Origin of the sequence: Brakhagea slesvicensis (genome assembly GCF_052161625.1) — a bacterium.
GTDB lineage: Bacteria > Planctomycetota > Planctomycetia > Pirellulales > Pirellulaceae > JBKCUI01.
Window position 1 is genome coordinate 5536411 of the sequence record NZ_CP197412.1, and the last position, 25275, is coordinate 5561685.

16 protein-coding genes are annotated in these 25275 nt (G+C 54.8%); 3 read left to right on the forward strand and 13 right to left on the reverse strand.

Going from position 1 to position 25275, the window contains the following annotated elements; genetic code table 11:
• Positions 1-19 precede the first annotated feature (19 nt).
• Positions 20-1261, forward strand: coding sequence for an MlaD family protein (locus SH467x_RS20945; RefSeq protein WP_482369039.1), 1242 nt, complete (start codon positions 20-22; stop codon positions 1259-1261).
• Positions 1262-1390: 129 nt separating this feature from the next.
• Here SH467x_RS20945 and malQ read toward each other — a convergent pair whose 3' ends face one another.
• The 8 genes from malQ to SH467x_RS20985 form a co-directional block, all read right to left on the reverse strand.
• Positions 1391-3001: a 4-alpha-glucanotransferase gene (gene malQ, locus SH467x_RS20950; RefSeq protein ID WP_482369040.1), complete on the reverse strand. Its 1611-nt coding sequence runs from the start codon at positions 2999-3001 to the stop codon at positions 1391-1393.
• A 30-nt stretch (positions 3002-3031) separates the two neighbouring features.
• Positions 3032-4429, reverse strand: coding sequence for an asparagine--tRNA ligase (asnS, locus tag SH467x_RS20955; protein ID WP_482369041.1), 1398 nt, complete (start codon positions 4427-4429; stop codon positions 3032-3034).
• A gap of 262 nt (positions 4430-4691) precedes the next feature.
• The gene (locus SH467x_RS20960; protein ID WP_482369042.1) at positions 4692-5396 is read right to left on the reverse strand and encodes a hypothetical protein; all 705 of its coding nucleotides are present in this window, start codon (positions 5394-5396) and stop codon (positions 4692-4694) included.
• Between the two features lie 200 nt (positions 5397-5596).
• Positions 5597-7813: an HlyD family secretion protein gene (locus tag SH467x_RS20965; RefSeq protein ID WP_482369043.1), complete on the reverse strand. Its 2217-nt coding sequence runs from the start codon at positions 7811-7813 to the stop codon at positions 5597-5599.
• A 3-nt stretch (positions 7814-7816) separates the two neighbouring features.
• Positions 7817-8827: an efflux RND transporter periplasmic adaptor subunit gene (locus SH467x_RS20970; RefSeq protein ID WP_482369044.1), complete on the reverse strand. Its 1011-nt coding sequence runs from the start codon at positions 8825-8827 to the stop codon at positions 7817-7819.
• Complete coding sequence (locus SH467x_RS20975; RefSeq protein ID WP_482369045.1) at positions 8824-11199, reverse strand: efflux RND transporter periplasmic adaptor subunit; 2376 nt, start codon at positions 11197-11199, stop codon at positions 8824-8826. The genes SH467x_RS20970 and SH467x_RS20975 overlap by 4 nt, the downstream gene beginning before the upstream one ends.
• Before the next feature lie 100 nt (positions 11200-11299).
• Positions 11300-12517: a molybdopterin molybdotransferase MoeA gene (locus SH467x_RS20980; protein ID WP_482369046.1), complete on the reverse strand. Its 1218-nt coding sequence runs from the start codon at positions 12515-12517 to the stop codon at positions 11300-11302.
• A gap of 29 nt (positions 12518-12546) precedes the next feature.
• Positions 12547-13161: a MerC domain-containing protein gene (locus SH467x_RS20985; RefSeq protein WP_482369047.1), complete on the reverse strand. Its 615-nt coding sequence runs from the start codon at positions 13159-13161 to the stop codon at positions 12547-12549.
• A 126-nt stretch (positions 13162-13287) separates the two neighbouring features.
• Here SH467x_RS20985 and SH467x_RS20990 point away from each other — a divergent pair, with 126 nt between their 5' ends.
• Both SH467x_RS20990 and SH467x_RS20995 read left to right on the forward strand, forming a co-directional pair.
• On the forward strand, positions 13288-14022 hold the full coding sequence (locus tag SH467x_RS20990) for a YggS family pyridoxal phosphate-dependent enzyme (RefSeq protein WP_482369048.1): 735 nt from the start codon (positions 13288-13290) through the stop codon (positions 14020-14022).
• A gap of 1128 nt (positions 14023-15150) precedes the next feature.
• Positions 15151-16308, forward strand: coding sequence for a transposase (locus SH467x_RS20995; protein ID WP_482369049.1), 1158 nt, complete (start codon positions 15151-15153; stop codon positions 16306-16308).
• A gap of 660 nt (positions 16309-16968) precedes the next feature.
• Here the strand turns inward: SH467x_RS20995 and SH467x_RS21000 are convergent.
• The 5 genes from SH467x_RS21000 to SH467x_RS21020 are packed head-to-tail and all read right to left on the reverse strand — an operon-like array spanning position 16969 to position 25240.
• A complete protein-coding gene (locus SH467x_RS21000; RefSeq protein ID WP_482369050.1) occupies positions 16969-18552 on the reverse strand; it encodes an amidohydrolase family protein in 1584 nt (527 codons plus the stop codon).
• A complete protein-coding gene (locus tag SH467x_RS21005) occupies positions 18542-19837 on the reverse strand; it encodes an amidohydrolase family protein (RefSeq protein ID WP_482369051.1) in 1296 nt (431 codons plus the stop codon). The genes SH467x_RS21000 and SH467x_RS21005 overlap by 11 nt, the downstream gene beginning before the upstream one ends.
• Positions 19838-19861: 24 nt before the next feature.
• The gene (locus tag SH467x_RS21010; protein WP_482369052.1) at positions 19862-21160 is read right to left on the reverse strand and encodes an amidohydrolase family protein; all 1299 of its coding nucleotides are present in this window, start codon (positions 21158-21160) and stop codon (positions 19862-19864) included.
• A 1-nt stretch (position 21161) separates the two neighbouring features.
• Positions 21162-23849, reverse strand: coding sequence for an amidohydrolase family protein (locus SH467x_RS21015; RefSeq protein WP_482371406.1), 2688 nt, complete (start codon positions 23847-23849; stop codon positions 21162-21164).
• 53 nt (positions 23850-23902) lie between these two features.
• Entirely contained in the window at positions 23903-25240 is a 1338-nt protein-coding gene (locus SH467x_RS21020; RefSeq protein WP_482369053.1) for an amidohydrolase family protein, read from the reverse strand.
• Positions 25241-25275 lie beyond the last annotated feature (35 nt).

Genomic DNA, 25275 nt, shown 5'->3' on the forward strand with positions numbered 1-25275 from the left:
CACGAGAGCGATCGAAATCATGGAAGAAAACAACTATCGATTCAGTGTCGGTGTGCTCGTCCTGGCTGCCGCGATCATCGGCATCATGCTGGTGGCTTACTTCGGCGCCGTCCCTGCGTTTTGGGTCGAGCGGTATCGTGTCACGATCAACTTCCCTCGGGCACCCAAGGTGAAGGTGGACACGCCTGTTCGCAAATCAGGCGTTCTCATCGGGCGAGTTTCCAACGTCTACCTGCGCCCAGGCTTCGAAGGTGTCGACGTGACGTTGGAACTGGAAAAGAAATTTCCGATTCAACGACTGGAGATGCCTATGATCGTCTCCGAGTCGCTTATCACAGGGGATGCAGCGATCGAGTTTGTCTCCCCCACACAGGATTCGCTTCTCAAACGATTCGATGGAAGTGTCGGAACGCCCAAAGACGGAATCTTAGACGAGATGGAACGGCTGGAATCGCAAGGAACAGTCCCCGACCTGTATTACTCTTACGGCGGTGAAGTGGCCAAGGATCCGCAGGAAGCGTTAGCCGCCGTTGGCCCCGCCTTCGAACGCTTTGAAGAAATCGCCGCCACCATCCAAGAAGCATTAGGGACCGGAACTGGCCCGATTCGCAATTTGGCCGACTCAGCCCAATCCACCTTGGATAACATCAACATGACCGTTGGGACCATCAATCGCGTGGCGACTCAAATCGAAGAAGCCAAAATCGCCGACGCCGTCGCACGCGGCTTGAACCTATTGCCCGACGTGTTCCAAGAGGCACAATCGACGCTTGCTCAAACCCAGCGAACACTCAAGGGCTTTGAGACTTTCAGCGGTAGCCTGGAAGGCCTCGGGAAGGAATTCGAAGGGATCGGCGCGAACGTGCGGGAAGCGGTGAACAATGCGAACGTTGCGATCGCGAATATCGCGGAGATCACCGAACCCATCAAAGAGAACAGCGACGTGATCGTCGCGCAAGCGACGAATCTTCTCGGCAACTTGGACATGCTCTCACGCGACTTGCGCGTCTTCGCCAACAAACTCAACAACAGCAATGGAACGATCGCTCAATTGGTCGAAAACCCACAGCTGTATCATCAAGCCACCGCGACCTTGCGCAATATCCAAGCGGCATCGGAAAACGTGCAAGCAATTACAGCGCGATTGCAACCGATTGTCGACGACGTGCGCGTCTTCACCGACAAAGTGGCTCGAGACCCCGGCCAAGTTGGCGTCCGCGGCGCCCTCAGCGGCCGTACCCTCGGTACCGGCCTCAAGTAGCCCCAGGTCTAGCGGTCGCTTGGGCCATGTATCCTGAAAAGATCAAAGCTTGTAGCCGGGGGTTGAGTCCTTTCAGGACAAAAGAGGTGAACGGTCGAGGACGACCGTTCGACAGGCGACCATTCAACGTTACGTTTTCCGCCCATACACATCCGTGATGTCGGCGAGCCAAGCGGCAGAGGAGGGGTCCATCGCATTCGGGGGACATCGCCAAGTCCAATTCCCTACCGAGGTCCCAGGCGTGTTCATTCTCGAAAGGGCATCGAGTCCCAGAACGTCTTGCACAGGCGCCATAGCCATGGTCGCAACACTGCTCCAAATCGAGCGAATCATCCCAAGATGTATTTGCTCGGGTTTGCAATTCAAATAACGCAACGCGAAGGATTTCTCGCGATCGATCTCTTCTTGCGTGCGCGTGCTTCCCTCTCCCTCTTTGCTGTTAAACCAGCCCACGACCGTATCGTTGTCGTGTGTGCCCGTGTAGGCGATCGAATGCTTTGGATAATTATGGGGCAGATCGAGCGAGTTGCTATCGCCTGCTCCAAATGCGAACTGGATGATCCGCATCCCAGGGAAATGAAACCTATCTCGAAGATCGTGTACTTCTTGGGTAATGAACCCCAAATCTTCAGCGATCACCGGTAATTCACCACCACCTAAATACTGCGTCATGACTTCGAAAAAGTCATTGCGAGGCCCTGGCTTCCACTCCCCAACCCGGGCATCCGACATATGAGACGGTATCTCCCAATACGCTTCAAAACCCCGGAAGTGATCGATGCGGATGAGGTCGCATTGCTCTAACATACGACTGCACCGACGCATCCACCAATCGTACTGCGTCTGTCGGTGTACATCCCATCGATAGAGAGGATTGCCCCAGCGTTGCCCTGTCGCGGAGAAGTAATCCGGAGGGACACCCGCGACGACTGTTGGATTTCCGAAGTCGTCCAGTTCGAACAAATGTTGCTGCGACCAGACGTCAGCGCTGTCCATGGCGACGAAGATGGGAATATCCCCGATCAACTGGACACCTTGCGATTTGGCGTAGTGCCGTAACTGAAGCCACTGCTTGTCGAACAAATACTGAATGAAGGCTTCAAATTCGATCGCAACCCGTAGCTTGTCCTGCCAAGCCGCCAAGGCATGGTGCTCGCGACGGGCTAGAGGTTGCTCCCACGAAACCCACGATTGATCTTGATGAGCAATTTTGCATGCAGTGAAAAGGCAATGGTCATCCAACCAAGCTCGATGGTGATGGCGAAACGCATCGAACTCGCCATGAAGGTCGTGCCGCTGGTTCTGAAATCGTCGAAACGCGATTCTCAACAGCTCCATCCTCTTGCTGGCCGATAGTTCCAGCTGCACGCGATCCTTTGGCAGATCTTGAGGGTGCTGGCTCGAGGCATCGTGCCATTCCTCCAATTTGAGCAATCCATCTCGGACCAAAAGCGCCGGGCTGACAAAGAGAGGGTTGCCGGCGAAGGCGCTGGGGGATTGGTACGGGGAGAAACCATAACCGGTCGGTCCGCACGGTAGAACCTGCCACCACTTTTGCCCGGCCGCTGCGAGATACCTTACGAATTCATAGGCGCTCGGGCCAAGATCGCCCGATCCGACATCCCCTGCCGCCCAAACTCCGTCGCTTCCCGGATGCTCATTGCCGTGGGGGGCAGTGAGTATCGGGAGCGATGTGATATGGAGGATCAACCCACTCGATCGAGCGAAAAGACTTGTCATGCAGTTTGGAAAAGTTCGGGACTAGCGGATCTAGAATTCGCAATTCCCGGGAGTTCTCGGGAATGGAATGACGTCGCGAATGTTCGCCATCCCTGTGGAGTACTGGACCATTCGCTCCAACCCCAGTCCGAATCCCGCGTGAGGGACCGTACCAAAGCGACGAAGATCCAAGTACCACCAATAATCTTCTGCCTTTAATCCCACCTCTTCCATTCGAGAGGTCAAAACATCGAGCCTCTCTTCACGCTGGCTACCCCCGATGATCTCCCCGACACCAGGAACGAGAACGTCCATGGCAGCGACGGTTTTGTTGTCATCGTTGAGCCGCATGTAGAACGACTTAATCTCTTTGGGATAGTTGTAGAGAATCACCGGACCGCGAACATGCTTCTCCGTAATATAACGTTCGTGCTCCGCTTGCAAATCGATACCCCATGCAACTGGATAATCAAACTTCTCGCTACTACCCTGCAAAATGGCAATTGCTTCCGTATAGGAAAGATGGGTAAAGGGCTTTTCCAGCACCAGACGGAGCGCATCGAGCAAGCCAGGCTGGATTCGCTTCTCAAAAAAGTCCATGTCCTCATGGCAGTCGTGCAAGATCGCGTTCAACATGAACTTCAGATATCGCTCGGCCAAATCCATGTTGTCTGCAAGTTCAAAGAACGCCATCTCGGGCTCGATCATCCAAAACTCGGCCAGATGCCTGGAAGTGTTGGAGTTCTCTGCTCGAAAGGTGGGGCCAAACGTATAGATCTTTCCCATGGCGGTTGCATACGCCTCGCCTTCCAACTGCCCGCTCACCGTCAGGAACGAAGGCTTCCCAAAAAAATCCTGAGCATGGTCGACTTTGCCGTTGACCATCGGAGGGTTGTCGAGGGGCAGGGTCGTCACCCGGAACATCTGCCCCGCACCCTCGCAGTCGCTCGCGGTGATGATCGGGGTGTGGATATAAACGAATCCCTCTTTCTGAAAGAACTCATGCGTCGCATGGCTAAGCCGATTGCGCACACGGGTGACAGCACCAAAGGTGTTGGTGCGAGGACGGAGATGCGCCCACTCCCGAAGCTTTTCAAACGTGTGTTGCTTTTTCTGAAGCGGATAATCCGTGGCGCTCGCGGTTCCAAGTATCCGAACCTCATGGGCGAACAACTCCGTCGCTTGGCCTTGCCCAGCACTCGCTTTGATCTCCCCGGTCACGATCACACTGCTCCCAACCGTCAACGTTGGAATGTCGGTTTCGTAGTTGGACAACGATTTATCCGCAATGATCTGAAGATTGCCAAAGGAGCTGCCATCATTGACTTCAATGAAGCTAAAGCCTCCCTTGCTATCACGGCGAGTTCTTACCCACCCCCGAACTTGTGCGATCGATCCAATCGCCTGCGCGTCGCGAGCCTTGCTTACGGAAATCCAGTTGCTGTTCATGTGTTGCTACCATCTAGGTCAAAACGAAACGAGTCCATCTACCATGCTTCAGTTTATCGGCTAGGCGAGACCCGCACGATGACCTAGGACAACAAGCAAAGAGAAGAGTGCATGTCCGAGCGACTATCAGCTGGAACACGCTCGCACCCGGAAATCACACGCCGAAAACAATCAGGGGCAAGCTACTTGTGGCTGATTGACCGGGGCTTCGGCCCCTCGCCCCTCGCCCCTCGCCCCTCGCCCCTCGCTACTCGCTACTCGCCTACGGCTGCAGGGCGACCAACGATGCACCGGTGGTGAGGATCTGGAATCTTAGCGCTCCCTTGTCATAGGGGGCTCGCTCCCGAATTCCCGGTGCGGCGCTGCCAGGTCGGAAGTGCCCAGTGTTGGGCTGATCCGACAGCGGTCGATGCAAATAGGCTTGGTAGGGCAACGTCGCAACACCCGTAAAGAATCGGACCCCCGACAGCATCGGCGTCAGCTTCGGAAACCGTTCATGTCCATGGCGCTCGAGCATGGTGTCTTCGAAGTACAAAGGCTGATGGCAGATCACCGGAGCGGTCCAGTGCTTCTGCAATCCGATCAATCCATACTTGCGATCCGGACCATAAGGGAGAGGTTGCATCGGGGGCAGTCGTCCTTCCACCAAGTCATCTGGTAGCTTGCCTGTCCCGATATCGCTTATCGAAAGGTTGCGCGTAGGGAGTGGTGGCAATACGATCGGACCACGTTCCTCCCCTTGTCGTAACTCACCCACTTGCTGCGGCGCCTCTTGCACCGTGCCGGGCGTCGTAGCAGTTTCCTGCACCTTGGCGGAGACTTGCTGCGCGGGGACTGCTCCGCTGCCAAAGAGAATGCTCACTCCGGAGTCCTGGCTCCAAGCGACATTGGTTTGAAGCAACCCGACAAGAACAAAGCTTCGGAACAACCCTCGTTGCATCGTCAATGGCTTTGGCTGCGTCATCATCCCACCTCACGTGTTGTGCTCAAAAAAGTCGACCATAGGGGTACCAACACTCTCGCGCTGGCGGTCGACTTACGAGCCTTCTTCGGCAACACCCGAACGATCCCTTCATCACGCACAACAGGTTTTCAACTCAAAACTGGATTCCCCGTCCGATCGCTGACGCAGTCGTTAATCTTTCCCACACCGAAATGACAGCAAATCTATCGCAATCGAGCTTGGCGGAAGAAGAAGTCCAAGCCTTTATGGAGTAGCGATTCTTCTTGGCAAAGGAACAAAACCTCGGCCGTCGCACCTCCAAGCGAATCGTTCGTCGGAGAATCAAGCGAGAGTCTGACTCGAAACAATGGGTTTGTTTTGGAACTCTTCGATGTCGCCACATCGCTCGCTACCGTATCGATTTCGATCACGCGTGCTGCGAGTAATCTCGAGGGGGCTTGCATCGATCGAACACGAGCTCGCATCCCAACGTGCAACCTAGCAACTTCGGCCTCGGACAGAAAGCACTCGATCCCTTCCACTTGCCTCGACTCCATCCAACCTAGCAAAGACCCCTTTTCCACGAACTCGCCGTTTTGAAGGTCTATCCGAACGCGAGGATCCTCGTTGCGCTGTGAACGTTCGCGAACAACGGGATCGGCAGAAGTGGCTTGATGGGATGCGAAGCGTAGGACTCCGCGATGCGGCGTTGCCACAACGAGCTTTTCCAGTCTCGAATGGAGCTCGTTCAATTCTGTTTCGAGAACCCGTTGGATGGATTCCAAATGGGGGATCGATTCCAACGCTTCCGAATCGTGAAATGCAGCTCGCTTCGCACCTGTCAATTCTCCCGTAGCAACAATCCATTTCGCCTTCAGCCGGTTGTATTCCTTCTGCAACGCCAGATTCTTTAATTGAAGTACGGGAACTCCTTTTTCTACGTCCTCGTGCGGGAGACTTGCAACGAGCAAATGAACGCGGCCGCTCTCGGGTGCAAAGATTGGTTTCGAATCCTCGGCCCGAATCCATCCCGTCGCATGCACAAAAGTAGGTACGGGGGTCGTGACAGCATAGATGCACAGCAGAAATACAGCCCCCCACCCGATCCATTGCAACCGCTTTCCACTCCGTTGCTTCGCAGCAAATGGATGCCAACGGGAGACCGCGAGCAGGAGTTGGCATACCGAATAAAGTGCCAGCAAAATCAGCCCCAGTCCCGCTACTTGCCAATCCGCAGCGATGTGCAGGGAAATCCAAACAATACCGAACAGCAATAGGGAGCGATTCGCTAAGGAAAGCACAAAGTAAGTGGCGAGCAGTAGGGTTTGACGGGAGTTCTCGCCGAGACTTCCCTGCCACATTCCGTCAAACGCTTGCCATGAATGCTCTCGCAGATTCTGCAGCCCCAGCCAATCGCTGACTACGTAATAGCCGTCGTACTTGATGAACGGATTGGCGTTGAACAAGAACGTTGTCACGCTGCAGACGATCATGACTTGAAAGGCAATCGAGTTCAAAGATCCCGCAGTGGTAAATCCCCACGCGATCGCGGCAACCGCTGCCAACCAACCTTCCAATATCATCCCACCCATTGCGATGATCACGCGCTGATGAACGCGTGGGCATTGCCATGATTCGGAAATGTCGACATAGGGACAAAGCATCCCGAAGCTACCGAGAAGTCCAAAACCGCGTACACGGACCCCATACCGGACGCACGCCAAAGCATGGCCAAGCTCGTGAACCAAACGGGTCGCAAAAAAGACCGCACCATACCCGACCCATTGCCTCGGTGACCGAAGCAAATCCCAACTAGGCAACTGCAGAAAAAAGGATTCCCAGCGGAGCAAAACGGTAATGCCTCCTACCACGGCGAGGCAAGCGAACACAGCCCATCCTACCGGCCCAAAAAAGAAAAAGCCTGCAGGACCCAAGGGCCGCAAGATGGAAGTGGGATCCCCTAGATGCAGCTTCATCTGAAACAACGAAACAAAACAGCGGCAGAATCGAAGAATCCACCCATGAGACTTTGTAGACGCAGACGCGGACGGATGACAGGACCGTTGCTTGGACGGCGCGATTGACGGCGCGATGAGATCAGCCCCGCGCTCACGGTGCGAACTAGGATGAACGATGCCGAGGCGCAAACATCGACTCAAGAACGTCTCGATGGTCGATGCCTGGATCCGGTGAAGGCGATGTGCCGATCGATACAACGCTTCAAGCTCCTCGATCGACTTTGTCCGATTGAGATTTTGCAATAAAAAATACTCATCGCGCGAACATCGGAATTGCTCCGAAGTCCACGGGTGGACTGCGATCCAAATCTCTCCCTGCGGTGAATCGACCGACTTCCACGTGAGATCGGTACGAAGACGAAGTTGATGCCCCGTCGACTTAGTGCTCCCCAGAGCATTGGAGGTGCCGATCTCGATCGTCATCGCTTACTTTTTTGCCAGATGGGTTTGGAGCGAAACATTCATCCCTGGAAGCAACGTCCAAGCCTTATCCGTTTTCTGATTCTGCACGGTGGCGGACATGCGAATCTTTCGCGCTGAACTCACTTCCGGAGCATATCCTGTTATTACCCCAATGAACCGGTTCGAAGCACGTGTCGCGGCCGCTGCAACACCAATCTCGACCGGTGAGCCGATCAAGTCGTTCGGGTCAAAGCGATCAAGGTCGACAAAGAAATCGACACGCAATTCATCCATCCGAATCACATGCAAGATCGTGGTTCCGGCGCTTACCCATTCTCCCTGTCGATGATCCATACGTGTCACAATCCCTGTGACAGGCGAAGCGATCTGAAGCTTTTCCAGTTTCTTTTGCGATACCGAATAGGAGGCTTGAGCAAGCTTCGCTTTGAGATCCTTTTGGACTTTGGCTGCTTTTGCCTGCACGAGCCTCACCTTCGCTTGCTCGGCAGCGATCTTCTTTTGTCGCACCTCGATCGGACTCGCTTCCCCCTTATTCCCCATCTTTTCATACGCATCCAGCTGCAACTGAGTCTCTTCGACCACCATCTCGGCGAATCGAATATCGCTTTCATCGACAGCCTCAGCCTGGGCTACTTGAAACTGCAGTGCAGACACTTGTTTCTCCAGCTCGAGCGTATCGGAATTCAGTCGTCCAAGGATCTCACCTTTGGAGACAAGACTGTTTTCGGAAACCTTGAGCTCGAGGAGGGTCCCGGTTTCTTGTACGGCGATCTCGACCAATTCAGGAGCTACGACGATTCCCTGTTCGAAGCGAATCCATGTTCCTTCGCTAACCGCGTTAGGGAGATTGCCTGAGCCCTTGGGATCGGTCGTCGGAATCGCGGCCGCTCGATCCGCGAGTCGCAACGTTTGTTGTGCCAACGCTCCGTCGCGAAAACCGAGGAGAGGAATCATCGCAATAAGAGGAACCAACCAAATCGCTTTCGGGAGCAATCGTCGATGCAAAAAAATCATGGGATCCACATTTTCACTCGGTACACAATACCTTGAACAAAGTCCTTCACCAAAGCCCAACCCAAAGGGCCTCGCCCTGTTTCGATGGCAACTCGAGCTCCAGCACCTGTCATCGCGAAGTCTGCAGGGATGGGAGCTCGCGGCTTGAACCTTACCGACACGAACGATTGCCGCGATCCTGAATTCGCTTCGGTATTCGTCTCGGAGTGCTCGGTGCGCCACATCGACTCTCGGTCCAATTCCAATTCGATGGTCGACTGGGGAGACGCTACGAGGCGAGCAAACGCTTTAGTGCGTTCCTTCGTTCCACTCGACAACTCCTCTAACTTTTGTTCCGGGATCTTCGTATCAAAATACCACCCACCCTTTTCGTCACGGATCGAAAAGAGCCATTGGCCCATTCGAAGCGGCCTATCTTGAAGTTTGGTTTCGATATCCCAGGTTTCGATCACCCCATCCATCGGCGCAACCACGGCGAGCCCCTGGCACTGCGCTTCGATCAGCGCAAGGGTTGATATTTCCAGGCCATGGATCTCTTCGAGCGCCATCCGCTCGCTCTCGAGCGCGTCTCGTTGCGCGGGGGGAATCGATCGATCTCGCAAGAGTCGATCCTGAACCTCTCGCAATCGTTGCTCGGTCTTGGCATGCGTCGCGAGCATTTGATCTCGCTCCGCGAACAGTTTAGGCGAACTCAATCGAAGGCATAGATCACCGGCTTTCACTCGTTCCCCTCGACGCACCAAAACCTCCGACACAACTCCTTCTTCGGGAGCAAAGATCTCGTGAACGGACTGCGGTGATAGGGACGCGGTCGCTTCGATCTGAATGGGAACAGGAATTGCGAGCACACTCAGGACAATAAACAGGAGGGATACGACCGCCAGAACTTTGGCCCCAACAAGCCCCCGGAGCTTGGCGAACCGAGTGGCTCGCCCCACACTACGCAAAGGATTGAAAGAACTCGGGACATTGGCGAGAAGCTTGAGCGTGAGCGCGGCGCGCTGCGAGTAGTCTTTATGAGGAATCACACCATTGGACCAAGTCATCAATAGACTGACGCCGCGATCACCATCCTCTATCAATGGCGTCCACACTGTTTTCGATTCGAAGAGACTGCGAAGAGTCCCTCCCCCATCTGCAATTTTGGAGGTATCGATCGCAAAGGGTTGGAGCCAAACATAACGTTCGATTCCGAGCGACTGACGCCAGGGCATGTCGTCGGCGTCCATGCGACCTGCACCACCCTCCACGCATGGGGTGCCACCAGCTCGACGGTCCAAGTCCGTGATCATCCTTTCGGTCAACGCAATGGCATCGGCCCGACGGTCCAATCGATCAAGCCCAGCCACGGCCAAAACTCGCCAACGAGCGCGACTCCGCTGCAATAAAACGACATGCTCAGCCTGCTCTTCCTCTTGAATCGATCTCAACGCCTGCCCGACGCAAGCTTGCGGATCCTTTGCAAAAGAATCTAACAGCAGCCGAGTGGTCGCGAGATGTCGTCGCTCCTGCTCTAACAATCGAGTTCGATGATGCCGAAAGTACTCAGCGATCAAATCCGACATCTGCGATGCGAATCGCAAGTAACCTCGCTGGCTCGATGGTCCGCCGCTCGGGGGTTGAGCAATCTCTAACCATATCTCCCCCCCTTCTATCTGGATCGGGATCGGGCAAAGGAGGAGCAAGGAGTCGAGCGGATTACGAGGCCGATTGCTGCCGACCAATACATCTCGGGGAGGAACGAGGACTGGTTGGTTTTCTTTCCGAACGGCGTCGAGCAGCTGGCGATGCTCGTGGGTTGGAGCAAGAGACGAGCTTAGGTCCCATTCGTTGGAGAAAAGCGCGTCACGGTCTTCACCCACAGCCGACTTCACAGCCGAATTCACAGCCGAATTCACAGCCGACTCCAACTCCGACTCCAAACGCTCGAGAAGGGCAAGGGGTGGTTCCATCGCGTCATGACTTGCCAGCCCCGACGACTCCACGGATTGACATAGCACGCGAGTCAACTGCGACGCTTCAAACAATCGCCACTTCCATTCGGAGTCCCAAACCCAAATTCCGACACCTTCAGCTCCCATCGCTTGCAGGATTCGCGGCAAGGCAAAGCGGAGAAATTCACGCGGGGTGATGGGCTTAGCCGTCGCAGCTTGGATCTCATCGACCCAATGCCGGATACGATCTTTCGTCTGCTGGACGACAGCCGAATCCAAGGGAAGTGGACTGCGTCGATCCGCGCCGGAATGGGTAGCCAGTCGCTCGAAATCGCTGCCATCGCTGTCGATGGACGCGCCAAAGTCACTGCGATGTGCCGAGTGGGCTCGCGTTTCTCCCGAGATGGATTGGATGGGTGGATTGCCGTCGATGCGCATGGTTCACCGGGTACCATATTCCGTCGACGGAGTGCAATAGAAGCTTAACGACGGATCGCGGCCGTTCTGTTCCCATGCGCAAAAAGGAATGGAGAGCAGTCTAGAACCAGGGGTAAAAAAGACGGGTGCCGGTCGTTGATTCGCCTGGGGGAATTTCAACAAAGCCGATGCTGCTAGCGAGCGATGCGATGTCTCCCGAACCTTGCGATCGTTCGACGGCGAGCGTTCCTTGTTCGCTCTGAGTTACCAATCGAAACCAAAGCAAGGGAAGCTTTTTTTCATCATCCGCTTGAACCGAAACAGACATCGCCCCCGAACAGGGGATCCCTCCAGCAGCCCGCTGAAGGATGGGTAAGGCGAATCGCCTAAATGTCACGGCGACGCTGACCGGATTGCCCGGGAGGCCCAAAATTGGCTTTCCATCATCTGTAATCGCTCCGAGGATGGGCTTGCCTGGACGGATAGGGAGCTTGTGAAACAATACCTCCGCACCAGCCCGCCGAATCGCTTCGGGAACATGATCCGAATCTCCCATCGATACACCGCCGGTCAGGAGAATGGCATCGCAGAATGCAAGCTTCTGTGTAAGCTCCGATTGAATCTGATCCAGCGAGTCGTGAATGCGAGCCACAATAGGTTCCGCCCAGCCAGTTTGGAGTAACGCCGACGTGAGAAAGGGGCCGTTCGAATCGCGAATCTGCCAAGGCTCGATCGGAACTCCAGGTGGCAAAATCTCATCCCCCGTGTTAATGATGCCCACGCGAAGCCGGCGAAAGACCGTAACGTCAGCCCCTTCCTGAAACGTCGCTACTCCTGCAATGGCATTCGGCCCCAAACGACAACCAGCCGACAGTACCACTCCCCCCAATTCCGCATTCTCTCCACGTCGACGTATGTTCTGCCCGGGCATGCAATCACTTACCGAAACTTGAAGGCGAATGGCGGCGGTCTCCTTCGAACACGGGAGCTCCAAACAATCTTCCCTTCGAATAACCAAGTCCGCATGTTCGGGGACTGCCGCTCCGGTGAAAATCTTTACCGCATATCCAGAGGGGAGTGATGCAGGAGGTGCGCCGGCCGCAAGGGTCGATGCGACAGGTATTTCGCTGGCACCGAGATCCGATATCCGAACGGCGTAACCATCCATCGCAGAGACATCCATCGACGGACTGGGGCGAAAAGCGCAGATCGGGGCAGCGAGGATTCGACCGCAAGCCTCCGAGAATGCGACTTGCTCGATTCCGATCGGATGGATCCTGCTCATGAAACTCTCGAAAACCGAACCGATCTCATCTTGGATCGATGGTTTTGGATTCATGACTGAGTGTCCAAGCAGAAGTGATAGGGCTATGCCGCTTGTGCGGTAGGGAGTTCCTCAAGCGACTCTTCTGGGCGAGTGCAAGCACATTTGGAGGGACACCCCCCAAAAGATCGCCTCAGGTTCAAGAAGTGAGCAAGGATCAACAAGCCTCCACCGATCGGAGTCAACCAAGGTTGAATGGTCTCCCACGGAAGTCCCGAAAATCCAGCCGATGCGACGAATGTGTCGGATGAACTCTCGTCTTGGCTGAGGCTATCGTCTTGGCTGTGGTCGTGGTACGGACAGTTTTCTTCGTCGTGCTGGCTCGCATGGACATGCCCTGCAGCGGCCAAGCCCGATGGCGAACAGCAGTGATCGGGGAGCAAAAAGGCTGCGGCAAGAATCATCCCCAACCCAGTTCCGGAAAGGGTGAGAACTCGAATGTCGCCGAACCGACGGTAAGCCGGGATGATGGAAACCGATACAATCGACACGCAAACGATCGCAGCAATCTGGTGAAAGAGAGGACTAGCCATCCATTCCGTGAATTGGAGCGTCGGCAAGAATGCAAGCAATACAGGAGTCGCAGCGCAGTGAACCGCACACAAGGCGGATGCGGCGATTCCCATTCGATCCTTCCATTGGCTTCCGCTTTTCTCCATAATTCAGCTCGCAGTCGGGGAGAGAGGTATCTTTTCCAGAGGCTCCAAGTTTATCGGAAAGAGTCGCTGTTGCAATACGATTGCAAAAACTTTTTCTTCGCAGAAATTCATCTAGGTGTAGGGGTTATGTCGTTGACCGTTTCCCGCATGCAAGTGGTAGACCGCTACCAACAAGCGATTTCTCGGGTGTCGAACGCTTGCCAGCGAGCCGGTCGGACAGTCGATGCCGTTACGATAGTCGGAGTGACAAAATACGTCGGCTCCGAGGAAGCTCGGTGGCTAGCCGAGGCTGGGTGCTTCGACTTGGGCGAAAGCCGTCCGCAATCGCTTTGGGAAAAGGGGGAAGCGTTACGCGAGTTACCCATTCGCTGGCACCTTATTGGGCATTTGCAACGCAATAAAGTTTCCCGGACGCTTTCCTACACGCGATGCATTCACTCTGTGGACTCGGATCGATTGCTAAGACAAATCCTTCACGATTCGCGTGAACTCGCGAAGCCTCTCTCGTTTCTCATCGAGATCAATATCTCAAACGATGCTTCCAAGACAGGGCTTTCGTTCGATGATGCGAAAAGGTTGATTCAGTCTTGGAAAGAGATCCTGCGGGGAGCGAACACCGATGAATATTCCCAAACCACGCCACTCCAGCTCGATGGATTGATGGGCATGGGAAGTTTGGACGGAAGCGAACTGCAAACGCGTAAAGAGTTCGAATCGTTACGGTTGTTTCGGAACGCATGCGAGGCAGAATTCGGACTGCGGCTCCCTCAACTTTCGATGGGGATGAGTGACGACTTCGAATGGGCCATCGAGGAAGGAGCAACGATGGTCCGACTCGGATCGACTCTTTTCCTAGCGTAGTCAACTGCTTATATCGAGTTCAAGGTTATATCGAGTTCAAGGTTATTTCGAGTTCAAGGTTATTTCGAGTTCAAGGTTATTTCGAGTTCAAGGTTTCATACCGCATTGAAGCTGCACAACGTATGAACTTGCCCCCGGGTTGCATTGCGAACAGATTGCACCGCACGCAGCTGAAAGACTTCCGTACCGACTTACGTACCGCTCCCCAAAAGATGGGCGCTCCCCAAAAGATGGGTGCCACCTATTCGCTCTCCCCCTCCCCCAAAAGATGGGTGCCTTCTATTAGCCCCTTCTATTAGCCCCTTCTATTAGCCCCTTCTATTAGCCCCTTCTATTAGCCTTCTTTTGCGCCTCGGCGCCGTGGCGAGAAACGTCCCCCCCAGTAGATGGGTGCCTTCTATCAAGAATGCTTTTCTATCTGCTTCTCTCCTTCGCGCCGTAGCGCCTTGGCGAGAAACCTCCTCGCACCAATCCTCTCTCCTACATGGGTGCCACAATCTCTCCCTATTTGCTCTCCATTGAGCCTCTGCGCGTTTACAAAAACCTCCCCCGGCGCCGCTCCCCCTCGATAGATGGGTGCCTCCTATCCGTTTGCGCTTTCGCGACTTTGCGAGAATCCCCCCAATGCGTGGGTGCCTTCGATCTTCCTCATGCGTGGGTGCCTTCAATCTTCCTCCTCCCCCAAAAGATGGGTGCCTTCTATTCGTTCTACTCCCATCCTGGGCACCCCACTTTCGCCCCCTTATCCTCCTTTGCACCTTCGCGACTTTGCGAGAATCCCCCCCAACTCCCCCCAATGCGTGGGTGCCTTCGATCTACCCCCTCCCCCAAAAGATGGGTGCCTTCTATTAGCCTTCTTTTGCGCCTCGGCGCCGTGGCGAGAAACGTCCCCCCCAGTAGATGGGTGCCTTCTATCAAGAATGCTTTTCTATCTGCTTCTCTCCTTCGCGCCGTAGCGCCTTGGCGAGAAACCTCCTCGCACCAATCCTCTCTCCTACATGGGTGCCACAATCTCTCCAGAATGCTCGCATTCCCCCACTCCAAAATGTTCTTCTATTTGGTTGCAACCCGCTCCCCCATCCCATAACGTAATAGGATCTACACCCCGAACCTCTGGAGAGATCCATCATGTCCAGCACGCTCCGTTCTGAGCAATTCGTTAGCAACGAAATCTGCCTTGTCCATTGCTACAACCGTTGTGTCCGTCGCGCCTTTCTGGCCGGCTTCGATGAGCTCACCAGCACAGACTACTCCCACCGAAGAGAATGGATTCGCCAAAGACTCGAATCCCTTGCCTCCGTCTTTGGTATCGACGTTCTCGAATATGCCGTCCTATCCAATCACCTCCATGTCGTCCTCCGCAATCGTCCCGACGTCGTGGCTACTTGGTCTGACCAAGAAGTTGCCACACGTTGGCTGCGACTCTTTCCTGGTACCCGGATCCTCGATGTCTTGGCCGAGGCCAACGAAGAAGATGTCCGAAGCGCCGTAGCCGATCCAGAAAAGATCAAAGAGTATCGAAGCCGACTCTCCGATATCTCTTGGTTCATGCGCTCTCTCGCCGAAGTCATCGCCAGGCGAGCCAATGCAGAAGACAAATGCACCGGTTGCTTCTGGGAAGGCCGATTCAAAGCCAATCGGCTTCTCGATGAAGCCGGTTTGCTCGCATGCGCCATGTATGTCGATCTCAATGTCCTCCGCGCGAATCTAGCCGAAACGATCGAACTCTCCATCCACACCTCCGTGTACGATCGTCTCCAAGCTGCCAACGGTGCAATGATCGAATCGACGGCTCTGGATCGTGTTCCTTTATCGAAAGAGGAATCGATCAAGACGAGGACCAAGATGACGGTGGAGGAGCAAAAGAAGGCTCGTCAGAACCGTGGCCCCCGTCCTCTGGTCCCCAGAGACGCTTGGTTGGCCCCCTTCACGCTCGACCCCAAGGTGAACTCGTTGGATCCCGAGCCCTGCACCAATGGTCTGCGAGCCAGCAACAAAGGGTTCTTGAACATGAACCTGGAAGACTATGTGAAGTTATTGCGTTGGACAGCGGAGCAGAAGGGTCATCCTCCTGGGAGATTGCATCCGGTCCCCGAATCCTTGAAGCCCTTATTCTCTGGGCTGGGAGTCGAACCCAGCATGTGGTGCGACTTGGTATGGAACTACACGAAGTACTTTGGCACCAGCCGCTGTAGTGGAAGTCCCAAGTCGATGGTAGCCGACGCGGAGCGGACCAACAATCGCTGGAGTCGCGGCCAGCGGCTCGTCGCCGCTTGCTTCGCTTAGTGGCCCTCGGTTAGCAAAAGCTTGCTTGGCCTAGCCGCTCGCTCTGTTACCAACCCCCTCGCGGTGCCCACTCCACCATGGCGCCATAGCGAGAGCCCCCTCTCGCCTCGCCCAAACTCCAGCACTGGGCCATGTTCGCAGCTGCGCACTTCCTGGCCCCATCGGCCGCAACCCTGTCCAAATTGGCCCCAAATCCCGCTTCCGCAGCCCCATTCTTCCACCCCGATCCCCATTCTCCCCGCACAGCTCCCCCCGATAAGTGGGTGCCACCTATGGTGCTGGGTGATAAGTGGGTGCCACCTATGGTGTGTTGGTGGAAAGATAGGTGGGTGCCTCTTATGGTGTTCGGCTGAAGAACAGCGGAACGTTTTGGCGAATCCAAAAGGCAGAGAAGATCCTTGCGATCCGATCATCGATAGTGAGTGGCAGATGGGATGACGACCGAACGGCGGTCAAGTACGAAATGAAACGGAACCGAAAGCAAGCACTCCCCAAACTTGACGAGTCGCCAAGACCGAAATCCGATGCACGTCAAAAAACTCAGAGATCCCAATGATTACCATACCGCAACTGTGCCATAAAAGCAAATGCACCCTAGCAGGAGTCGCGATTTAAGAAAACCTTGAACGGTTTTGTTCTTAAACGTTGGACAAACTGTTGTCACTTGCGCTCATAAACGGGCAAGACGAAATCTTGGTTGCGTTGATAGCGTGTGCGACCGTTTACGATGGCGGTCTCGACATATGTGCGATAGTCGAGCGGATTGCCATTGAGGATGAGCAAATCCGCATCGCGACCGACCTCGATGGCTCCGAGCCGATCCTCCAGCCCGAGCATCGCGGCAGGTACCATCGTGATCGACGCCAGTGCCTTTGCCTCGCTCGCACCACCTCGGACGGCAAACGCTGCCTCCAATGGTAGACTCATGAGATCCCGACCGGCTAAACCGACCATGCTCACTGCACCTTCTAGCGGCTCCACCGCGAAGGGGATCCCCGAGGATTCGAGGACTCGCGGCAATTCAATCCAGCTTCCCGAACTAGTCTCTTCACCGAACCTGGGCTCCCGTCGAACGCGAGGGGTGATAGTCAAACCGACGTTCGCCTCCGCTAAATCTTTGGGAATAACCCAACCTTCAATCCCTCCTTTGATCACTAGACGGTAGTCCAACTCATTCGAAAGTTGGCACAGCTCTCGCATCTCGGAGACACGGCTAGCCGGAATCCGAAGGGCTATCTCCTTCTTCACTAGACTGAGTATCTCATCGCTTACCGGTTTCCGCGGCGGGTTTTCTCGCTTCCCTTCGCGGGTCGATTGCTCGTGAGCCGCTTGATCCTTCAAATACTGCTTCGCCTTTTGGATCTGGTCTCGCCACGCCGCCTGATTCGTTGCGCCGTTCAGCGCACCTGGCGTTAGGTCCAAAAATGCGACTTCCTTCACGAGCATTCCATCCAACTGCCCGAATGACATTTTTATGACTGAACTCTTTTGTGGGACAATTGGAGATGGAGGGGTCGGAGCGATAGGCTCTGTTGGAAGGATGGGGAGACTACAACAAGGGCATAGCTGCACCAACTCGCCAAAAGTTCTCCTCTCCAACGCCTGGGACGTTCGGTCTAATTCGCTTGCGTCTGGATCGAAACCGGGAAAGCGTTCTGTCACTTCATAGAATTCGTCGTTTTGCCTTGCGAGGGCGGCTTCTGACTCGACACTGCGACGACCTCGACCTTGCCCGCCAGCGCGAACTTGCACTGCTCCTGACGTGATACCAACCGATAGCGAAAACTGCATGTTACGATCGAACGGATTGAATTCATCGGCGAGCTTCCCATCCGTCCCCCCCGAAACGCCGACACCCGACATGTTCAGCGCGATGAATCCAGGTGTGACCCACTTTCCAGTCGCATCGATCCGCGTCGCCTTTTCAGGGATGTCGAGGTTCGTACCGATCGCTTTGATCTTCCCATTCTCAACAAGGACTGTCCCGCGTCGGATGACCTCACGTGAAACGGTATGCACATCTCCACCTACTATCGCAAGCCACTCGGTCTCTTGCTTTGGTGCATCCGCTTGCTTTTTTTCTCCCTCAGTTGGCGCAGCGCGTTGTTTGGCATTGTCGCGTTGAGGACCTCGATTTGGGCCGCGTCCACCGGGCGGCTGCCATGCGTAGGCATCGGAATCTGCGAGGGACCAACCCATGAGTCCAAGCAACCCAAGCCGAATGAACAATCGATTAGTTTTCATAAACGACTTTACCTTCCAAAAGCAATGTGTCGATTTCGGTTGCCACGTCAAAGGGCGGTCCATCGAACAAGATCAAATCGGCCTGCGATCCGGGTGCGATCATGCCGTGGGTTTTTTCGAGTCCCAGGAGTTTCGCAGGGGAAGAAGTAACCGAAGCGAGTGCGTCGAACTCCGAAAGTCCTGTCTTGATGAGTACTCCGAGAGCAAAAGTGGGGGATGCCTGCGACTCTGCTAAATCGCTGGAACGCTGACCTAAGGAAATTGCAAACGGGATCTTCTTCTCCGCAGCCAACGCAGGCACATTCACACGCACTCGAGAATTCGGGATCAAGTCAATGCGGGGAGGTAAGAGTAAGAAGGATTGGTCCTTTCGAATACTCTCGCGCGCTACATAAACATCCGACCCGTTAGCAATCCACTGCACCTTTACCTTGGGAAACTCTTTGAGAATTGACTCCACATGGAGAATGGTGGCAGCGTTGTTGCAGTTGATAACAATCGGTTTGGCTCCTTCGCGAACCTCAGCCCAGCGCTTCTGTTCCTCCGTCGCTTCAGGCGGAGTGGAGGGGCCACTTGCCCCAGCGTTGCTGGAATTACTGGGAGGAGCAGCGGACGAACCGCGAGCCCCCCGAGTCGAGGAAGGGGGTTTTAAATTGCTGCGAAGGAGGTCGAGGCTGCGTTCATTGTTGGTAATGGTCACTGCGAGGAATCCATCCGACTTGAAGACTTTTAACTCCGAAGGGTTCTCCTCGGAATAGTTGGATGGGGTCACCATCGCCGTGTAGGAATAACCTGGTGCAACTACGTGCGCCGCGGTGATTCCCGAACGCAACAGCGGGCGCCAGTCGATAGCGTCTTTTCGAATCAGCTCGGATACATTCTGAAGCGGACCGCGGGCGGTGGGGGCTCGCCCTCCCAACGTAAACGTTCGCCCTCCAACTACGACGGTTCGAGACTCTTCCGAAGTGCCTTCCACCTGCAAAGTCAGAGGGTAGAACACGGACAGAAATCCTGGCGTGACATGTTTGTTGGTCCCATCGATTACTTGGGCGTCGATCGGTATCGCCGTGTCTTTCCCGACACTCTTCACCTTGCCGTCTTCAATGAGTACGGTGGCATTTTCCAGTGGTTTCGGATCGGTCACCGTATGGACAGTCGCGTTTCGTATCACGACCGCTTCCTTTCCCAACAGATTGCCTGCCGAGAGCCATGAGGCAATAGGAAGTATCGCCCAACCTAAAAAACGTGCGTTCTCGCGCGCGAGAAGCCAGGAACAAAGTTGCATAGCAAATGGACTTTTCATGCGTACTTAAAACCTTCTCCTGTCCACTTGGATGTCATAGACGCTCTTGCCATTGATGAAGACTTGCTTCACATAGTGACGGGGGTCGATGAGCGAACCGGTCGAGATCACGATGTCCGCGTCTTTGCCAGGTTCCAGTGAACCGACGCGATCATCGATCATCAACGCGCGAGCTGCTTCGATCGTCAAGCCTCGAATGGCTTTCTCCTCATCCCAGCCGTACCTGACGGCCATCGTCGCTTGAAAGGAGAGCTCCTCTTGTGGGATCACGGGTGCATCGGTGTTGACTCCCAGAAGCGTCGTCCCGCGGTTGGCATACTCGACGACGATGCCCCGGATTTGGCCATTTGCCGGGTCCATCCAAAAGCCGCGAGGCCCTGCCATGACCGGTATGCCCCGTCTGTTGACTTCCTCGGCCAGTTTGAACGCATCGAATGTCCCGTGGTCGATCACGATCTTCAGATTCATTTCGTCGACGAGCATTCGAAGTGTCGATTGAACGACTTGGTATTGCTGTGTGTGAACGACGACGGGGATCTCGCGATGGAACAAAGGTTTGAAATACTCCAATCGCAAGTTCAATTCCGGTTTCACGGATGTCTTGCCCGACTCGTAGGCGTCCCACTGCTGAACGTAGAGCCGACCTTCGAGAAGCTGCTGGCGGATGACGTGATTCATTCCCATGCGCCCCGAACCGACTTCACCAGCGCTCCGCTCCGGATTCCCAGCCTGGGCAATTTTGAGAACTCCAGGGGCTTTCAGAATGATCTCGGAAAGTTTGCCCGGGCCGGTCTTCATGAGCGTTCCCCATCCACCCATGTTGGTCCCGCTACCTGGAATGAAGCAGACGGTAGTGACCCCCCCAGCGATCGCTACTTTGAGTTTTTCGTTGTGGGGAATGATCTGATCCCAGTTCCGAAGTTCCGGGTTGGTTTGATAAACCATTTCATTCAAATCGCCGGTTCCTCCCACGTGCGAGTGCGCCTCGATGAGGCCTGGCATCGCAAACGAGTCGGGATGGTGAATCACGCTGCAACCCTCTGGAATTTCCAGACTCTCAAAAGGCCCAACGGCTCTAATCTTTCCTTCTTCAATAAGGATCACACCATCGAGGATAGGCTCGCCAGCGCAGGTGATCACTTTACCTACCCGAACGGCGAGAAGCTGGCTATTCGAAGATGGCTCCCCTCCAACTGCGAAAACCGAAAAGGTGGCGAACAACAGAGCGAAAGCCCACGGCTTGGCTACAACGTCGCGCACGTTTCGGCATCGAACAAACGGAGAAATGAGTCGGTGCAGCAACATGTTATTCCTTGGACTCCTTCAAATAGACGATCTTACCGTCAATGATGACCGCTAGGACTTCCGTGGCGATATCAAGGGGGCTTCCGCTGAGTACGACTAGATCCGCGTCCCGACCTTCCTCGATTGCCCCAATCGTAGGGAGCTTGAGAGTCGCGGAAGCCGTCGTAGTCAACGCCGCAACTCCTTTTGTTTTTGCTAGACCTCGAAAAACGGAATAGGAAAGCGCATCGGTAAGCTGTTTGACTCCGGTTGTCCCCTTCGATTGCAGCGAAAACGGAATGTTTTGGAGAGCCATTTCGGCCGGAAGGTTTATCGATTCCCCACGCTCGTTGGCCAACAACGCCGGCCCCAGGATGACGGGTACTTGTTCTTTGGAGATCAAGTCGCCAGCCTCCCAAAGTGCCTTGCCACCGGCCAGTACAACCGGAAGCTTGAACTCGGACCGGAAGAGTTTGATTGCCAGTTCCGCGCCGCGCGCATCCTCAACGTCCACAATGGCGATGATCTTCCCTGCAAAGAGCTCTCGGTATGGCTCCAAACTCGCATTCGTTTTCGGCTTTTCCGGTTCTTTAGGCTTCTCGGGTTCCTTCTCAGCTACCTTCTCCTTTTCGGGTTCAGGTTCCTTCGCCGTTTCGTTCGCCGCACCTTTTTGAGTTGTCCCTTGAGATACCTTATCGTCGGTCGAACCGCTCGGCTTCGGTGCATCACCAGGTTTATTCCCTTCCTTGGAATTCACATTGTTCGACGAATTTGGTGAGGATTCTGCAGGTTTCTTAGCGGCCTCTTCCTGTTTCTTCTTTTCCGCCTCCTTGGCTGCGTCGTCGAATTTCTTCTTTTCGACCTCGTAAGCGTTTAACTTCGATTGGTACTCGCGCATGCTTTCGTGGTATCGCGTCCAAGCATCGACATATTGCTTTGCGGTGAGAAGCGTTCGCCTCGTATTCAACTCCGCAGTCGTGATGTTTCCGGTTACCTCAAATCGAATGGCGACCGGATCTTTAACCACGCGCGGCCGATCCAACAACTTGAATGCGATAACGGGGCTTGGCAATCGAGAGCTGCTGAGTAACACAGTGGTCACTCCTCCCTCTCTAGCGAATTGAATGGCTGGATCATCGTAAGCGAGCAGCGGACCCAACTTTGTTTCGAGCGAGATCGTTTCCGATAGAGGCAATCCCAGCCCCAATTCCGAACCTGTATCGATGAATCCCGGAACGACAACACCTCGCGGGAAGCTTAATCGACGGGCATTTCGAGGGATCGTAGCATCGGCGCCAATCGAACGAATCTTGCCGGATGCCACCGTGACCTTGCCATCGGAAACGACGCCGCGGGGGGTAACGATTTGAGAGGCATCGATCACGAGCGATTCCGATTCAATCTTCTTCTCGTAAGCCTTCACCCCATCGACGTAGGTCGCCAAAACCTCTGCACCGTCCTCGAAGGGAGCGTCTGTTAAGAGCACGAAGTCGGCATCCAGTCCAATTGCTAATCGCCCCACTCGGTCCTCTACTCCTAGAATGCGAGAGGGATTCAACGTGAGGGCGGCCAAACACTCTTCTGGAGTCCAATCTCCTCGAACAAGTTGCTTGGCCAAGTAGAAGACCGATTTCAAATCGGCATCGGTCGATGGTTGCATAGCGACCTTATGAACAACTCCCTGCGACTTCATCCGCTTTGCGAACTCCCAGGGTTCCAGGGTAGTGCGATCTACATCGCGAGGTACGGGAGGGTTGGTGATCGCGCCTGGCCGAATCTCAGACTTCAGTAAGACGCCGCGGAAGGCGTCCGAACCGAGCAATTCTTTGTCAAACGATGGGATAAACTCCTTGGGTGCGACCACATACCAGCCACCCGTGATCCATTTGGACAACCCCATCGCCGCTTGAAGCTCACTGCCTGAGGAAGCGTAGATTCGGAACGTGCGTTTAGCATCCAACCAGCTTCGCAGCGCTGCGATAGAGGGATCTTCGCTCCCCTCGGACTTGGTACCTTCGAAGATACCTCGAAGGCCGGCCACTACTTCTGCCAACGAGGCCCCAAGCTGTGGTTGCGTTGGTTTCAATGGCCGATCCACAGAAACAGCACCGACCGGTGGCTCGTAAATGGTGGGAGGATTGAGCGATTCGCGTGAGAGGACAATCTTCATGCTCTCTTCCGCTCGTAGAATTCGGCCAGCGGTTTCTTGACCCGCGAGCTTGACAATCGCCCCTTGCCCGGGCATCAATCGATTGTTGGGGGCGGAGATATGGACAGTGGTGATACCGGCCGCGAGAAGCTCCTCGCGATCTTTAAAAAAATCAAACGCATCGATGGCCCGATTCTCGGGAGTAAACGTTCGCGGCTCGTCGTTTCCCGGTTCGATAAGATTCGTATCCGCCATCAAGAGTCCTGGGATCGCCGTGGCATTTCGGCAGTCAACCATCCTATCGGATGACTCCAGCTCCACCGTCGATCGCGAGCCTAAGGCGACGATCTTTCCTCGTTGAATGACGATGACTGCATCTTGGATGGGGGCATCGCTACCAGAGAAAAGCTGACCGACTTGAAAAACCGTTCGAGTATCATCTTCGTTGGGGCCAGTATGGCTGAGCGTTCCCACTTCGGCCCCGATCGCGACCGAGGGTGCGAAGGCAATCGCGACGATGCAAAGTGCCGAGTTGCAGAACACGAACAGAGGATGTCCCATCACCTTGTTTCTCTTCGCTGAGCAACGCAATCTTTCGAAAAATGGCATGGCAGCTACTCCGCTTTCGGGGACAAGAGTCGCTTTAGCTTGTCGTCGTTGGCGCGATCGTACACGACCTTACCGTTAACAATCGTCTTTTCGACCCACGTCGCCGTTCGGAGCGGTTCTCCAGAAAGAATGACCAAATCCGCATCCTTTCCAGGCTCGATCGAGCCGACCATCTCCGAGACGCCCAGCAACTCCGCCGGGGTCAAGGTCAAAGCACGAAGTGCCGCCTCTTCCGACATCCCTGCTTTCACGGCCACGGCGGCTTGATACCAAAGGTAACTGGAACCGATCGTGGTTCGAAATCCACCGTCTCCGGTTTGGAAAACAAAAGGGACCTTGGCTTCGAGAAAAATCTTGGGAAGCACCACTTTGGATTCCGATCGCGTTCGAGGTTCGGACTCCCAAAAGACCAAATTCTTGTCGAGAACGACGGGACGCTTCGAATCCTTGAACAGCTCGACTGCTTTGTAAGCCGTTCTACCTAGAACAAAGATGCAGTCGAGGTTGTAGTCCTTTGCAAGCTGCTTTCCGTTCGCGACATCCATCGCGGAATCGCAATAAAGGTAGACCGGGATCTTACCTGCAACCACATCCATCAAGACATCCAAGCCCTTAGAAGCATTCGCTGCTTCGCTAGCTGTATTGTTCTCAGGCTGCGACGCGCCTTCGCCCTCCCCTTCGGGCTTCGGCGCATCTTCTTGTTTTTTCTCTTCCGTAGCAGGTTTGGGAGGTTCCTTCGAATTCACCTCACCTTTGTTTCGCTTCTCCAAAGACTGCTTGGCTTTGTCGAGTTCCTTTCGCAAGCGAGCCAAATGCCCCATCCGGCTTCCACTGGCGGGTTGCATAGCGATTTTTACGCCCGCATCTCGCTTGACGATCATGTCATCGACGTACTGTCCGGCAGTCTTCAAGATCGCAGTTCGGCCTCCGACGAGCGTGCTGTTTCCAGGCACGATCGATGTTGTCGTAACACCGTTTCGTCTTGATTCCTCGAAAAAATCGAGAACGGGATCGATCGAGTCTACGACGGAAAGGAATGGAACGAAATCGTTTCGCTCGTTCGATTGCCCCATTCCTTCCGATGTATGCGCCTCGACGAATCCCGGGATAACGACCTTCCCCTTCGCATCAAGCACAGTCGCTTCGATGGGAACGGAGACATCTCTCCCAACGGCTTCGATCTTCCCATCGCGGATGAGGATGGTCCCGTTTTCCATCCGGCCGTCGGAGATGGTCAAGATCGTTCCACCTTGTATGGCCAAGGTATCGGCCAGCAATCCGGTACCATGGCAAGCGAGGGCGAAGACCCACGCGGCAATCCAAACCAAACCTTTTCGTTTCATGAATTTATTCCGGTGCACTCGTTTGTTATTGAATG